Annotated in this window: 9 protein-coding genes; 4 read left to right on the top strand and 5 right to left on the bottom strand. The window is 48.8% G+C overall.

The window, feature by feature from the left end; genetic code table 11:
• Window positions 1–12: 12 nt before the first annotated feature.
• The 4 genes from pruA to NQS30_RS12310 all read left to right on the top strand — a co-directional run bounded on the left by pruA (window position 13) and on the right by NQS30_RS12310 (window position 5707).
• Complete coding sequence (gene pruA / locus NQS30_RS12325) at window positions 13–1560, top strand: L-glutamate gamma-semialdehyde dehydrogenase (RefSeq protein ID WP_011996302.1); 1548 nt, start codon at window positions 13–15, stop codon at window positions 1558–1560.
• A 91-nt stretch (window positions 1561–1651) separates the two neighbouring features.
• The gene (gene putP, locus NQS30_RS12320; RefSeq protein ID WP_015239118.1) at window positions 1652–3106 is read left to right on the top strand and encodes a sodium/proline symporter PutP; all 1455 of its coding nucleotides are present in this window, start codon (window positions 1652–1654) and stop codon (window positions 3104–3106) included.
• Between the two features lie 157 nt (window positions 3107–3263).
• Entirely contained in the window at window positions 3264–4499 is a 1236-nt protein-coding gene (locus tag NQS30_RS12315) for a PucR family transcriptional regulator (RefSeq protein WP_167340468.1), read from the top strand.
• Window positions 4500–4696: 197 nt separating this feature from the next.
• On the top strand, window positions 4697–5707 hold the full coding sequence (locus NQS30_RS12310) for an NAD(P)/FAD-dependent oxidoreductase (RefSeq protein WP_038456912.1): 1011 nt from the start codon (window positions 4697–4699) through the stop codon (window positions 5705–5707).
• 55 nt (window positions 5708–5762) lie between these two features.
• On the opposite strand, the gene cobA is transcribed toward NQS30_RS12310, so the two are convergent.
• The 5 genes from cobA to nirB form a co-directional block, all read right to left on the bottom strand.
• Window positions 5763–7202: a uroporphyrinogen-III C-methyltransferase gene (cobA, locus tag NQS30_RS12305; RefSeq protein ID WP_205164447.1), complete on the bottom strand. Its 1440-nt coding sequence runs from the start codon at window positions 7200–7202 to the stop codon at window positions 5763–5765.
• Between the two features lie 66 nt (window positions 7203–7268).
• The gene (nirD, locus tag NQS30_RS12300) at window positions 7269–7589 is read right to left on the bottom strand and encodes a nitrite reductase small subunit NirD (RefSeq protein ID WP_007409365.1); all 321 of its coding nucleotides are present in this window, start codon (window positions 7587–7589) and stop codon (window positions 7269–7271) included.
• 20 nt (window positions 7590–7609) lie between these two features.
• Window positions 7610–10027, bottom strand: coding sequence for an NADPH-nitrite reductase (nasD, locus tag NQS30_RS12295; RefSeq protein ID WP_218791479.1), 2418 nt, complete (start codon window positions 10025–10027; stop codon window positions 7610–7612).
• A gap of 119 nt (window positions 10028–10146) precedes the next feature.
• A complete protein-coding gene (gene nasC, locus NQS30_RS12290; protein WP_218791480.1) occupies window positions 10147–12279 on the bottom strand; it encodes an assimilatory nitrate reductase catalytic subunit NasC in 2133 nt (710 codons plus the stop codon).
• Window positions 12272–14599 (bottom strand): nitrite reductase large subunit NirB, encoded by a 2328-nt coding sequence (gene nirB, locus NQS30_RS12285; protein ID WP_059366551.1) that lies wholly within the window; start codon window positions 14597–14599, stop codon window positions 12272–12274. The genes nasC and nirB overlap by 8 nt, the downstream gene beginning before the upstream one ends.
• Between the last annotated feature and the right edge of the window lie 133 nt (window positions 14600–14732).

The following is a 14732-nucleotide window of genomic DNA, read 5'->3' as shown; positions in this document are numbered from 1 at the left end:
GGAGAGATGACAATGACTACACCTTATAAACACGAACCATTCACGAATTTCCAAGATCAATCGAACGTTGAAGAATTTAAGAAAGCGCTTGCGACGGTAAATGAGTATCTGGGAAAAGATTATCCGCTCGTCATCAACGGTGAAAAGGTAGAGACGGAAGCGAAAATCGTTTCAATCAATCCGGCTGATAAAGAAGAAGTCGTCGGAAAAGTGTCAAAGGCGTCCCAGGAGCACGCTGAGCAAGCGATTGAAGCTGCTGCGAAAGCGTTCGAAGAGTGGAGATACACATCCCCTGAAGAAAGAGCGGCCGTTTTGTTCCGCGCAGCTGCCAAAGTCCGCCGCAGAAAGCACGAATTCTCCGCCCTGCTCGTCAAGGAAGCGGGAAAACCTTGGAACGAAGCTGATGCGGATACGGCTGAAGCGATTGACTTCATGGAGTATTATGCACGCCAAATGATCGAACTGGCAAAAGGCAAACCGGTCAACAGCCGTGAAGGCGAGAAAAACCAATATGTATACACGCCGACTGGAGTGACAGTTGTTATTCCGCCGTGGAACTTCTTGTTTGCGATCATGGCAGGAACAACAGTGGCGCCGATCGTTACTGGAAACACAGTGGTTCTAAAACCTGCGAGTGCTACACCTGTTATTGCAGCAAAATTTGTTGAGGTGCTTGAAGAGTCCGGATTGCCAAAAGGCGTAGTCAACTTTGTTCCTGGAAGCGGAGCAGAAGTAGGCGATTATCTTGTTGACCATCCGAAAACAAGCCTTATCACATTTACAGGATCAAGAGAAGTCGGTACGAGAATTTTCGAACGCGCGGCGAAAGTGCAGCCGGGCCAGCAGCATCTGAAACGCGTCATTGCAGAAATGGGCGGTAAAGATACGGTTGTCGTTGACGAAGATGCGGACATTGAATTGGCGGCTCAATCCATCTTTACATCAGCATTCGGCTTCGCGGGACAAAAATGTTCTGCAGGTTCACGTGCAGTTGTCCATGAAAAAGTGTATGATCAAGTATTAGAGCGTGTCATTGAAATTACGGAATCAAAAGTAACTGCTAAACCTGACAGTGCAGATGTTTATATGGGGCCTGTCATCGACCAAGGTTCTTACGACAAGATCATGAGCTACATTGAAATCGGAAAAGAAGAAGGCCGTTTAGTAAGCGGCGGCACCGGAGATGATTCAAAAGGCTACTTTATCAAGCCGACGATCTTCGCTGACCTTGATCCGAAAGCCAGACTCATGCAGGAAGAAATTTTCGGGCCTGTCGTGGCGTTTTCTAAAGTGTCAAACTTTGATGAAGCTTTAGAAGTGGCCAACAATACTGAATACGGTTTGACAGGCGCGGTCATTACAAATAACCGCAAACATATTGAACGGGCGAAACAGGAATTCCATGTCGGCAACCTGTACTTCAACCGCAATTGTACGGGAGCGATTGTCGGCTACCATCCGTTCGGAGGCTTCAAAATGTCCGGCACTGATTCAAAAGCGGGCGGCCCGGATTATTTGGCCCTCCACATGCAGGCGAAAACAATCAGTGAAATGTTTTAAGAGGGACTGAATGGGCATCCTCCTCGCGGGGGGTGTCCATTTCACCATAAACATATAAAGCGGAGGAGGAAATGCCATAGCAAACATTCAGTTGATTATTTCCATTTGTATTTATATGGCGGGTATGCTGTTTATCGGTTATTTCGCCTACAGACGGACGTCAAATCTGACGGATTACATGCTCGGGGGGCGTTCTTTAGGCCCTGCCGTCACAGCGCTCAGCGCGGGAGCGGCGGATATGAGCGGATGGCTCTTGATGGGGCTTCCGGGTGCTATGTTCTCGACAGGATTAAGCGGCGCTTGGATTGTGCTCGGGCTTGTGCTCGGGGCGTGGGCGAACTGGCTTTTCGTGGCGCCGAGACTGAGAACGTATACCGAAAAAGCGGGGAATTCCATCACCATTCCGGGTTTCCTTGAAAACCGTTTCGGTGATCATACGAAGCTTCTCAGACTGTTTTCGGGTCTTGTCATTCTCGTCTTTTTCACATTTTACGTATCATCCGGCATGGTATCCGGAGGTGTCTTATTCAACAGCATTTTAGGGTTGAATTACCACACGGGACTGTGGGTCGTGACAGGCGTCGTTGTCGCCTACACCTTGTTCGGGGGCTTTTTGGCGGTAAGCTGGACGGACTTTGTTCAAGGGATCATTATGTTTGTGGCGCTTATTCTTGTGCCGATTGTGACGATTTTCCATACGGGCGGCCCGGGGGAAACCGTTGCCGATATCCGTTCCGTCAACCCGGAACTGTTTAACATGTTCAAAGGGACGACCGTCCTTGGCATTATTTCTTTATTTGCGTGGGGGCTCGGCTATTTCGGGCAGCCGCATATTATTGTGCGCTTTATGGCGATCACGTCTGTGAAAGAAATCAAACGAGCCAGACGGATCGGAATGGGATGGATGATTTTGTCTGCACTAGGCGCGCTGTTTACGGGTCTTGCGGGAATCGCGTATTACCACCAGAACGGACTGAAGCTGGCTGATCCGGAAACCATTTTTATTCAGCTCGGCAACATTCTGTTCCACCCGATTATTACGGGATTTCTCATTTCTGCGATTTTAGCGGCCATTATGAGTACGATTTCGTCTCAGCTGCTCGTTACGTCCAGTTCTTTAGTAGAGGATTTGTATAAGTCCATGTTCAGGCGTTCGGCTTCTGATAAGGAACTCGTATTTCTGGGGAGAATGGCAGTGCTTGCGGTGTCAATCATCGCTTTGGTGCTCGCTTGGGAGAAAAACAACACGATACTTGGTCTTGTCAGCTATGCATGGGCGGGATTCGGCGCTTCATTCGGGCCGGTCGTACTGCTCAGTTTATTTTGGAAACGGATGACGAAATGGGGGGCACTCGCCGGCATGATTGCGGGAGCGATTACCGTAATCATTTGGGCGAATGCCGGTCTTTCAGACTTTTTGTACGAAATCATTCCGGGCTTTGCTGTAAGCCTTGCCGCTGTATTTGTCGTCAGCTTATTGACACAGGCTCCGTCAAAAGATGTCACAGATCAGTTTCATGAGTACCGTGATACACTTTCTCAATAAAAGCAAGGAACGAGAGGAAGAAGGGACCGCCCTTTTTCCTCTTTTCACGATACAGAATTCCGGATCATGCCGTTTTGGGATTATGTGAATTTTTTTCTATACAAAAAGTCACCCCGCAGAGTATGATAAAGATAAAAAGAGCATAGGAGAAATAGGTATGGAAGAGCTTTTAGAGAGAGTTTTTTCATTTACGGACATTGATAAATTAATTGATTTCATCAGTTATGAATTGCAGAAGCCCGTTATTCTGGAAAGCGCGGATTTCTTTTTGCTTGCCTATAATTCTTATTACATTAATCACTTCGACTCCGCCAACCAGCAGACGATATTTTCAAAAAAATGCCCCGTGCAGATTTTTGAAAGGTTTCTGAAGGACGGGGTGATCGAAAAGCTGAAAACCGTTCCTGAACCGTTCCGTGTCGAAAAAATAGACAGTATCGGACTGAATCAGAGAGTGGTTGTAAGCGCAAAACATAAAGGCGAAGTGATGGGCTACATCTGGATTCAGGAGCTCGACCGAAACTTGACGGACGAGGAGCTCGACTTTTTATATGAAACTTCATTCCATGTCGGAAAAATCATCTATAAAACGAACCGGCTGAAACAGGAAAAAGAAGAGAGAGCGGAAGACCTGGTGAAACGGGCGATCTTTCAGCAATTCTCCTCTGAAAAGGAGTTCAGGCGGGAAGCGGAAAAGATGAACGCCGTGCTGCCGTCGGTTTTTTCGGTAGTCGTCCTGCACGCCGCGAATGGGGATGGGGAGGCAGTCGAAGATGTGAAGGAAAACATCAAATCGTACTTGAATTTGCGGGATAAAGTCAGTCACGTCTTAACCATTGATTCCAATATTGTCATCGTCGTCGCAAGCTTCTCGCAAAAAAGCTCCGGCACTTCGGCAGCATCTGAATTCATCCACAAACTGCTGACTCATTTTCACTTTCAGAAGATCCCCACTCCCATCTATATCGGAATCGGCAATGAATACAGCAGCATCCTGAAGCTCGGCAAAAGTTATATAGAGGCCCTTGAAGTCATAAAGGCCGCCGAAATTACCGGAAATCAGGAAAATATCCCGTACGAATACAGTAAGCTCGGGATTTACCGCTATCTTGAAAGCATCGAAGAAAAAAACGCCTCACTGGAATATGTAAACGAAGATTTAGCGTTATTAAAAGCCAAAGACAGAGAAAGCAGTACCGAACTGCTGAAAACGTTAGAAATCTATCTCCTCAATAACTGCAAAACAAAACCAGCCGCAGAACAGCTTTTTATTCATCAAAACACATTGAACTACCGTATCAAACAGATTCTTGACATGACAGCAATTAATTTAAACGACTTCAGGACAAGGTGCCAGCTGTATCTCGATATCATGCTGATGAAAAAGAGATAAAAAAGAAACCAGTCGCCGTACTGGTTTCAGTTTTAATACCTTCCCGCTTATCAATCTCAGAACCTCACTTCTGAATCACTCCTTTTCCGCAAGAGAGAAATGAATAAACACTTCTCCTCAATATGTGTTATACTTTCATTGATATTGATTCTCAATTAAAAATGTTTGAAGTATAGATATAAACGGGAGGCAGAACGATGGCGGAAAATCATGAGGTGTATGACGTCACGATTATAGGCGGAGGCCCGATCGGCCTGTTTGCGGCTTTTTATTGCGGGATGCGCGAGCTGAAAACGAAAGTGATCGAGTTTTTGCCGCGGCTCGGAGGGAAAGTGTCTATGTTTTTCCCTGAAAAAATCATCCGTGATATCGGCGGAATACCCGGGATTGCCGGAGAACAGCTGATTAAGCAGCTGAAGGAACAGGCTGCGACATTTGAGCCGGATATCGTGTTGAATCAGCGGGTGACCGGATTTGAACGGCTGGATGACGGAACCATTGTGCTGGAAAGTTCCAAAGGGGAAAAGCACTATACGCGCACGGTGATTTTGGCCGTCGGCATGGGGACGCTTGAGGTCAATGAACTTGACAGCGCGGATGCGAGCCGTTATTCGGGAAAGAACCTTCATTATAAGGTGGAGAAGCTTGATGCGTTTCGAGATAAGCATGTCGTGATTTCCGGAGGGGGAGATACCGCGGTTGACTGGGCGAATGAGCTGGAACCGATTGCGGCGTCTGTTACCGTCTTGCACCGCAGGGAGGAGTTCGGCGGTTTGGAAAGCAGCGTCGCGAAAATGAAGCGGTCTTCCGTGCGGGTGCTTGCGCCGTATTGTCTGAAGCATCTCAACGGCACCGGAGAACGGATCGAGAGCGTCACCATTTGCCAAACTGAGTCCGGACTTTCTGAAGTCATCAAGCTTGATGAGCTCATTATCAACCACGGGTTTAAAATTGATCTCGGTCCGATGAAGGACTGGGGGCTTGAGATAGAAGAAGGCAGGATTAAAGCTGACAGACATATGCGGACGAATCTTCCGGGCGTGTTTGTCGCCGGTGACGCCGCCCATTATGAAAGTAAGCTCAGATTGATTGCAGGCGGTTTCACGGAGGGGCCGACCGCCGTTAACAGCGCCAAAGCCTATTTGGACCCGCAGGCGGATCAGATGGCGATGTATTCGACTCACCATAAAAAATTGGTGACACAATAAAAAAGGGCTGACCCCCGATGTTGAGTCTGGGGGGTCAGAAAAGCATTCCGGCGTATCAGCTGTGAACGAGCATGTCTTTCATTTCATTTCGTATAAACGCAAATAACTGTTCCTGATTTTTCACGGCGGTAAACCCGCAGCCGGCGGGGACGTCTTCGCCCATGCAGATGACGGGAGGGCGGTTTGCTGACGAATCCGGTGATATGCCGATTTGTTTTCCGGCGCTGATCAAATGCTGAGCGGATTCTTTGCCCGTACAGATAATCATTTGCAGAGGAGACTCGCTGATCGTGCGTTCGATCATGGAAGTGAACCGCTCATCTGCGATATGTTCATGGGTAATATAAAACGGGCATGATTTTGAGTCTGACAAGTTTTCTGCTGCTTGACGGCTTCCTACAATGAGTGAATGCGGAGAATCAATTTGACATTCGGATAGGAGAAAGCCCCGTTTTGTCAGTTCCGTCTTTGCGGCCTCAGTCGCTGCATTCAGGCTTGCGGTCACCCGGCGGATGTCGATCTGCTTGAAAGCCAGTGTGTCAAAGAATTCGCATACCGCAAGGCGTGATGTGAAAAATAGTTGTTCAAAGGTGCTGATCTGTTTCAGGATGTTTTCGTTTGCGGGCATTTTTTTAACGATCCGCTTCGGCCATTCAATAACATCGGCGCCATACTCGCGCAGCTTGTCTGTCAATGTATGTTCTTCATCGCCATGAGTGACAACCATGATATGCCGCCCGATGAACGGCTTGCTTTCAAACCAGCTGTGTGTTTGAAAATTGACAATATCACCGATGACGATAATGGCAGGGTTGGTGATGTTTTGGCTTTGAACTTTTTCATGGATATCCTGAAGCGTTCCTTTAACGCTCCGCTGCCGCCCCCACGTCCCCCATTGAATGACGAGTACGGGAACGGAAGGGGATTTTCCGTACTCCGTAAGCTTACGGCATATAAATGACAGATTTTTAACGCCCATATAAAACACAAGCGTTTGAACGCTTCGGGCAAGCCCTTCCCAGTCGAGATTCGGCCTGCCGTGCAATGATGTATCATGAGCGGTGATCATCGCGAAGGACGAAGCGAAATCACGATGGGTGACGGGGACTCCCGCATACAGCGGCGCTGCGATTCCCGAGGTGATGCCGGGCACCATTTCGTAGCGGATGCCGTGCTGATGAAGCGCCTCTGCTTCTTCGCCGACTCTGCCGAACACACTTGGGTCTCCGCCTTTCAAGCGGACGACGGTGTAGCCCTCCGCCGCTTTTTCAATCAGCAGGGCATTTATCTCAGACTGTTTCATAAAATGGCGGTCGGGCAGCTTTCCGCAATAAATGAACCGGCAGTCCGGTGAGGCATACTCAAGAAACTTTGGGTTTGCGAGCCGGTCATACAAAATAATATCCGCTTTCTCCAGAGCCTGTTTTCCTTTTACGGTGATCAGCCCCGGGTCTCCTGGTCCGGCACCGACAAAATATACGATTCCGTTTTTCATGATGGCGTCATCCCTTCAGCAGTTTAAAAAATGAAGGACCACTTGAAAAAGTGATCCGGTCTTTGCTCAATACAGGAGGTATACATTCTCTCCTTCAATCAGTGTTTCGTATGTTTTGACACAGCCATGATCCGGCTCTTGGACTTTTCCGTCTTCTAAGGAGATTTTCCAGTCATGCATCGGGCAGAAGACGTATTCTCCGCTGACGATGCCTTCAGCCAAGACGCCCCCTTTATGGGGACAGCGGTTTTCGACGGCGCGGACGCTCCCGTCAGAAAGCTTAAATACGGCAAGCTCTTTATCTTCTATATATACGGTTTTTCCTAACTCCTCGGGTAATTCGTTTACTTTGCCTATGCAAACCTTTGTCATATCTTTATTCACCATGTCCGTTCCCCCTTACTGTTTTATGAAGTCGTGACGACATTTTCGAATAGATCTTTAGATGCTTTTTTATCTTTAAGGAAGTATTGCCACGGATCTTTGTGGACAGAGAGTGTCTCATTCATTCTGTCGTTGAGCTCCTGCCGTTTTTCCGGATCGTTTAATACGGATTGGACATGAGATAAACCGACGCGCTCAAGCCATGTGGATGTCCGCTCCAGATAGTTTGCCGTTTCTCTGTAGTACTGAAGGTAAGCCCCCGCATATTCTAAGACTTCTTCATTCGTTTTTACTTTCATCAGCAAATCACCGGCGCGCAAATGGGTTCCGCCGTTTCCGCCGACATAAAGCTCCCAGCCTCCGTCGATGCCGACAACGCCAAGGTCCTTAATGCCTGATTCCGCACAGTTCCGCGGGCAGGCGGACACGGCCATTTTGACCTTGTGAGGCGTATTGAGCCCTTCGAATTTTTTCTCAAGCGCAATGCCCAGTGCCATGGAGTCTTGCGTGCCGAAGCGGCAGAATTGTTCGCCTACGCACGTTTTTACCGTGCGGAGTGTTTTTCCGTACGCGTAGCCTGACGGCATATCAAGCTCGGCCCATACTTTCGGCAGGTCTTCTTTTTTGACGCCGATGAGATCAATTCGCTGGCCGCCTGTCATTTTAACGAGCGGGATCTCATATTTGTCGACGACATCGGCGATCTTGCGGAGATCCTGAGAGTTGGTCACGCCGCCGTACATCCGGGGAACGACTGAGTATGTTCCGTCTTTTTGAATATTGGCGTGCATCCGTTCGTTCACAAAACGGGATGTTCTGTCATCCTCGTATGTAGCCGGATTAATCATGCCTAAGTAGTAGTTGAGGGCAGGACGGCATTTGGAGCAGCCCTCCGGCGTTTTCCAGCCGAGCACGTTCATGATTTCTCTTGTATGGGACAGCCCTTTAGCTTTGATTTCTTCTACGACTTCATCTCTCGACAGTGATGTGCAGCCGCAAATCGCTTCTTTTTGCGCGGACGCGTCAAATTCTGAGCCCAGTGTATATTGAAGAATGTCTTCCACGAGCGGTTTACAGCCTCCGCAGGAACGGGATGCCCCGGTGCATGCTTTGATTTCGTCCGTAGATGTGCAGCCTTTTTCCTGAATGGCTTGAATAATCGCGCCTTTTGAAACGCCGTTGCATCCGCAGATGATTTCATCGTCGCTCATCGCCGCGGTCATGCTTGCGCCTGCTTCCTGATCAAGAGGCTGTAAGATTGATATTTTGGAAGTTTCGGAGATATCGGCTTCTTTTTGAATCATAGAAAACAGGCGGCCGCCCTCGCTGCTGTCGCCGAACAAAACAGCACCGACAATTTGATTGCCCCTCAGGACGATTTTTTTATAAATGCCGTCCTGCTCATCGAACACTTTAATCGCTTTTTTGTCCTCTGATTCGTTAAAGTCACCGGCAGAGAAGACTTCGACGCCTGATACCTTTAATTGAGTGGAGAGAACGGAGCCTTCATACGGTTTTGTTTCAATGCCGCAAATATGTTTGGCCAGCACTTTTGCCTGTTCATAGAGCGGCGCCACAAGACCGTATGCGATTCCGCGGTGCTCGGCACATTCACCGACCGCGTAAATGTGCGGAATGTCAGTCTGCATATAATCGTTGACAATGATTCCGCGGTTTACCGGAATGCCGCTTTCTGTGCCAAGCTGTGTATTCGGGCGGATGCCGACCGCCATGACGACCAGGTCAGCTTCGATGCTTGTGCCGTCTTTGAAGCGTACCCCTTCGACACGTTCAGTACCGAGAATTTCTTCGGTTTGCTTTTCAAGGAAAAAGGTCATGCCTTGTTTTTCTAATTCGTTTTGCAGCAGGCGTCCCGCCGCTGCGTCAAGCTGGCGCTCCATCAGGAATGGGGCGAGGTGGATGACAGACACGTCCATTCCGAGATTCAGCAGTCCGCGTGCGGCTTCCAAACCAAGCAGTCCTCCGCCGATGACGGCTGCTTTTTTATATTGTTTTGACGCGGAGAGCATCGTGTCGGTATCTTTTATATCCCGGAAAGCCGTGACGCCTTGTTTGTCTGCGCCCGGAATCGGAAGGATAAAAGGGACAGAGCCTGTCGCCAGGATGAGTTCATCGTAAGGCTGGATTCTGTCTGCATCGGTGATGACGGTTTTGTTTTCCGTGTCGACTTTGATGACTGTTTCACCGGTATACAGCTGAATGTTGTTTTCTTTGTACCAGTTCCAATCGTTTAACGTAATGTCTTGAATGTCGGTATCGCCTTGCAGCACTTTTGACAGAAGGATTCGGTTATAGTTGGGATGAGGTTCGGCCCCGAATATTGTAATCTCGAATTCGTCTTTTGAAACACGCAGTATTTCTTCAATCGCTCTTACCCCGGCCATTCCATTTCCAACAAGAACTAGCTGTTTTTTTCCCATCAGATGATCCGCTCCTTATCTTTGTTTTTTTTAGCGTAGCACAGCAAAAACAAATATTTAAGATGCATGTTATGAAATGTAACAAAAAATACTAAAAAATCTAAAAATTTTATGAAAAATTATATAGGGCTGATTCGTACCGCACACATCTTAAAACCGGGCATTTTACAGTCCGGATCCAAGGCTTCACCAATTAAGTCGTTGACGTTTTGCGTGTCAGACCAATGGATGGGAACAAACAACGTGTCTTTTCGTACTTTCTCCGACCATCTGCTCCGGACCGTGATGCTGCCCCGGGGGGATTCTATTTTCACGAGAACACGGTCTTCGATATGATAGTCGGCCGCCGTTTTTGGATGGATTTCCACAAAGGATTCGAAATGTCTTGCAGCCAGGGCAGAGCTTTTTCTCGTTTGGACACCCGTTAAGTAATGAGACATCACCCTTCCTGTGGTTAAATAAAGCGGATAGCCGGCGCTCGGTTTCTCTTTCGGGACGGCCGGTTCATTTGGAATCACGCTTAATTCAGCTCTGTGATCGGGATGGGCAAATGAGTGCTCAAACAATCGCCCGGTTCCGGGGTGATCCGCTTCAGGACATGGCCACTGAATGCCGCCTTCCCGCCTGAGCCTGTCATAGGTGATGCCAGAGTAATCAGCAATTCCGCCGCGGCTCGCTTCTCTCAGTTCGTTAAAGATTTCCTCCGCCGACGTATAGGGAAAATAATGCCCTTTACCAAGAGCCGAGGCAATGTCACAGATGATCTGCCAATCATGTTTCGCTTCTCCGGGGCAGGTGCGGCTCGCTTCTCTTAATGTCACGCGGCCTTCTACATTTGTCATCGTGCCTTCGTCTTCCAAATAAGAGGAGGCGGGTAAAATCACATCCGCGAATGCCGCGGTCTCAGAAATAAATAAGTCAACTGCGACAAAGAATCTCAGTTTCTTGATTGCCTGCTTGACGAAATTCGCATTTGGGCCGGAAACAGCCGGATTGGAACACATGAGAAACAGTCCTTTGATGTCGCCGCTATCTATTTTTGCTATCATTTCATAGGCTGAGACGCCTTTGCGCGGCAGCTCATCCTGATGAATCCCCCACACCTTCGCAATGTGCGCCCGGTGTTCTTCAATTTCGATAGAACGGTAGCCCGGAAGCTGATCCGCTTTTTGGCCGTGTTCTCTCGCGCCTTGTCCGTTGCCTTGACCGGTAATCGCCCCGTAACCTGAGAAGGGCTTGCCGATTTTTCCGGTGATCAGCACCATATTTAAGAAAGCTTTCACTGCCGCGGTACCGTCAGTCTGCTGTTCGATCCCCCGCGCTGTAAACAGCATGCCGGATGTTTCCTTGGCAAACTTCACGGCGGCCTTTCGTATATGCTCCAAAGGAACACTTGTCTGCTCGGAGATCTCTTTCAGATCCAAAGCGTCGGTATGCCGTTTGAGCTTATTGAATCCGTTTGTGCGTGTGCGGATAAAGTCTTTGTCTGTAAGCTGTTCGTCAATGCAGATTTTGACGAGTCCGTTTGCCAGGGCTGCGTCTGTGCCGGGCTTGATTTTCAGGTGAAGATCGGCTATTTTGGTCGTCGCCGTTTCCCGGGGATCAATGGCGATAATGTAAGCCCCGTTTTCTTTCGCTTTATCAAAATACGGCATGATCGTCGGCTGGCATTCGGCGATATTGGTGCCTGCCAGGATGATGACACGTGTATGCGGGATGTCCGATAATGGATTCGTCAGGCCCCTGTCCGCGCCGAATGTCTGGCCGGCCGCCGTTGCTGCGGCAGACATACAGAGCCGCCCGTTGTAATCGATGTATTTCGTCTGTAAGCCGACCCGTGCGAACTTTCCAAGCAGATAGGCTTCTTCATTTGTAATTGAGGCGCTCCCGTAGACAGCCATCGCATCATTGCCGTGTTCGGTTTGGATCAGATTGATTTGTTCCTTAATGCGATTCAGTGCTTCAGCCCAAGAGACAGGCACAAATTCACCGTTTTTTTTAAGCAGGGGGCGCGTAATGCGGGAAGAGTGCACGGTATGCTGATGGGCATTCATGCCTTTTGTACATAAACGGCCATGTGTCGTCGGATTATCAATGCCGATTGCAGTGTATTTCTTCCGTGCCGCGAAGGTTTGTTCCGTAAGCTGCATTTTGCATTGCATGCTGCAGAACGGGCATTGCGTCTCATATGTTTTTTCCGATTGGACATCTTGCAGTTTGTCACGGAAATAACGGAGCATCGGTTCAGTCAAAAAGCTTCATCCTTTCGTATGGCGTTTTCCCGGCAGACAGGTTTTGCAGCAGGGATATGTCTGAACGGAGATTTTTCAGAAGCTGTGTCCGCATATCTTCTTCAAACAGCATTTCTCTGATATGGACGAGGCCGAGTCTGTCAACCCATTGATAAATCGCTTCGTTGTAGTGAGCTGTTTCGCGATAATATTGAATAAGGCCTTTCATCATAGCGGCGGTACTGTCTTCGTTATCCGTCACACAAAAAAGGCTGCCGGCGCGGGCTTGTTTTCCGCGGACGCCCCCGATATAAATCTCCCAGCCAGTTTGTGTCTGAAGCGCGCCGATATCCTGAATGTAAGCATCGGTGCAATTGTTTTCACATGACAAGCTGACGGATACATAAGCGGGTACGGCAAGTGTGTCGGTATCTCGTTCAATCCTGCTTGCCAGCTCTTGAAAGGAGCGATGCTGTCCGCACGTACATGCTCTGATTTGCATCGTCCAGCGGTGCCGGGGGGAGAAAACCGGCATGTTCAGTGCTTTTCTGATGCTTGCAAGGTCATTTGGCCTGATTCCGGAAAGCCTCAGCCGGTGACTGTCAGTCATCGAAACCTCGGGGATGCCGTATGCTTCGATGACGTCTGCGATGTTTTTGAGCTCTGCCGCACTTGTCAGTCCGCCGTACATTTGCGGAATCAGGGTGCATGTCTCTTCTGCCGATATTTCATTGAACTGCATAAAATCAGGCCGCGTCCTTTTCAAGTAATAGTGAAGCGCCGGAATACAAATGCGGCAGCCGTTTTCTGTTTTCCAGCCGATCACTTCCATCACCTCGGCGGCATCAGTGAACGGACGGCGCCGAAGTTCGGCGATGACTTCTTCTTCTGTCAAATCGGTGCAGCCGCAAAACGAAGGCTGGCGGGAGGGTTTTGTGTAATCATCGCTTGCCATATACTTCAGCAAGTCTTCAACGAGCGGCCTGCATCCTCCGCAAGATCCGGACGCTTTTGTCATGTGCTTCACTTCCTCCGCGGTTTTTAAGCCATATTTGTTCACCGCTTCTTCAATGGAGCCCTTGGTCACTGAGCTGCATTGGCAAATGGTTTCATGGGGAGGCATGGATTCAAAGGATATACCGCCTTGATCCGGTTCCATGAGCTGTTTTTTCACGATGGAAATATCTCTTTGCTTCACAAGACTGTCGAGAAGCCGCTGTTTACCGCGCGTGTCCCCGAATAAAATAAAGCCGGCCGGTTTATCGTCCTCAAAGAGCGCTTTTTTGTAGATGCCTGCATGCTCATCATGGAACAATATGCCGGCTGTGTGCTCATCCTCGTGCACCTTTCCTGCCGACCATACATCAATACCGGCTATTTTTAAGGCTGCAGATTGTGCAAAGCCTTGAAACCCTTCGCACGGGACGCCGCATAGATGCTGCGCGAGCACTTTTCCCTGTTCATAAAGCGGCGGCGCCAATCCGTATACAATCCCGTCATGCTCCGCGCATTCACCGACGGCATACACATTCGGTTTGTTCGTCTGCATGAATTGATTGACGATGATTCCTCTGTTCACTGAAAGTCCGGCAGATGGAGCCAATCGGATATTGGGCCTCACACCGGCGGCCATGACAATCAGGTCTGCTTCTATGGAAGAACCGTCTTTGAAACGAATGCCTTCCGCCCGTGAGTTCCCTGTAATGGATGCCGTGCCTTTCTCTAAAAGAAAGACTAAGCCTTTTCGTTCCAGCTCTTTCTGCAGCAGGCGGGATGCCGTTTGATCAAGCTGTTTTTGCATAATGGCGGAAGAGTGGTGAATGACGCTGACGTCCATGCCGAGCTGCCGTAAGCCGACGGCCGCTTCAAGACCTAATAAACCGGCGCCGATGACCGCCGCCTTTTGATACCGGCCGGCCGCATTGATAAGGGATTGGCAGTCTTCTATTGTCCGAAAGCCGTACACACCTTCTTTATCTGCTCCGGGTATGGGGAGAATATAAGGAGAGGAGCCCGTTGCAAGGATGATTTGATCGTAAGTCATGCTGCGCTTCCGATCCGTTGTGACAACCTGCCGTTCTGTATCAATGTGTACAACCGTTTCTCCCGTGTAAAGCGTAATTCCGTTTTTTTCGTACCATTCGCGGCTATTCAGCGTAATGTCATCAAGCGAAACCTCACCTTGTAAAACGGAGGATAAGAGAATGCGATTGTAATTGGGATGAGGTTCGCTTCCGAAAATGACAATCTCAAACATGTCACGGTTCATCTTTAAAATGTGCTCAATACAGCGGATTCCGGCCATTCCGTTCCCTGCTGCAATTAATCGTTGTTTCTTCATTCGCCAAACCTCCTTTGCAGCTGCCTGTAAGATTGCTTCTCTATGAGAAATTATGGCACATTGCCTGATTAACGCATTAAATGTGTCGCATTATCTTACACATGTCTTTTCCGGTGAATGCCGGTCATATATT

The organism is Bacillus sp. B1(2022) (genome assembly GCF_040259625.1).
Classification (GTDB): Bacteria; Bacillota; Bacilli; order Bacillales; family Bacillaceae; genus Bacillus; species Bacillus velezensis.
This window is presented reverse-complemented; position numbering and strand designations above follow the sequence as displayed.

Coding starts and splice junctions, on each gene's coding strand:
- pruA (WP_011996302.1), top strand. CDS start 13: ATGACTACACCTTATAAACACGAACCATTCACGAATTTCCAAGATCAA.
- NQS30_RS12315 (WP_167340468.1), top strand. CDS start 3,264: ATGGAAGAGCTTTTAGAGAGAGTTTTTTCATTTACGGACATTGATAAA.
- NQS30_RS12310 (WP_038456912.1), top strand. CDS start 4,697: ATGGCGGAAAATCATGAGGTGTATGACGTCACGATTATAGGCGGAGGC.
- cobA (WP_205164447.1), bottom strand. CDS start 7,202: ATGAAAAACGGAATCGTATATTTTGTCGGTGCCGGACCAGGAGACCCG.
- nirD (WP_007409365.1), bottom strand. CDS start 7,589: ATGGTGAATAAAGATATGACAAAGGTTTGCATAGGCAAAGTAAACGAA.
- nasD (WP_218791479.1), bottom strand. CDS start 10,027: ATGGGAAAAAAACAGCTAGTTCTTGTTGGAAATGGAATGGCCGGGGTA.
- nirB (WP_059366551.1), bottom strand. CDS start 14,599: ATGAAGAAACAACGATTAATTGCAGCAGGGAACGGAATGGCCGGAATC.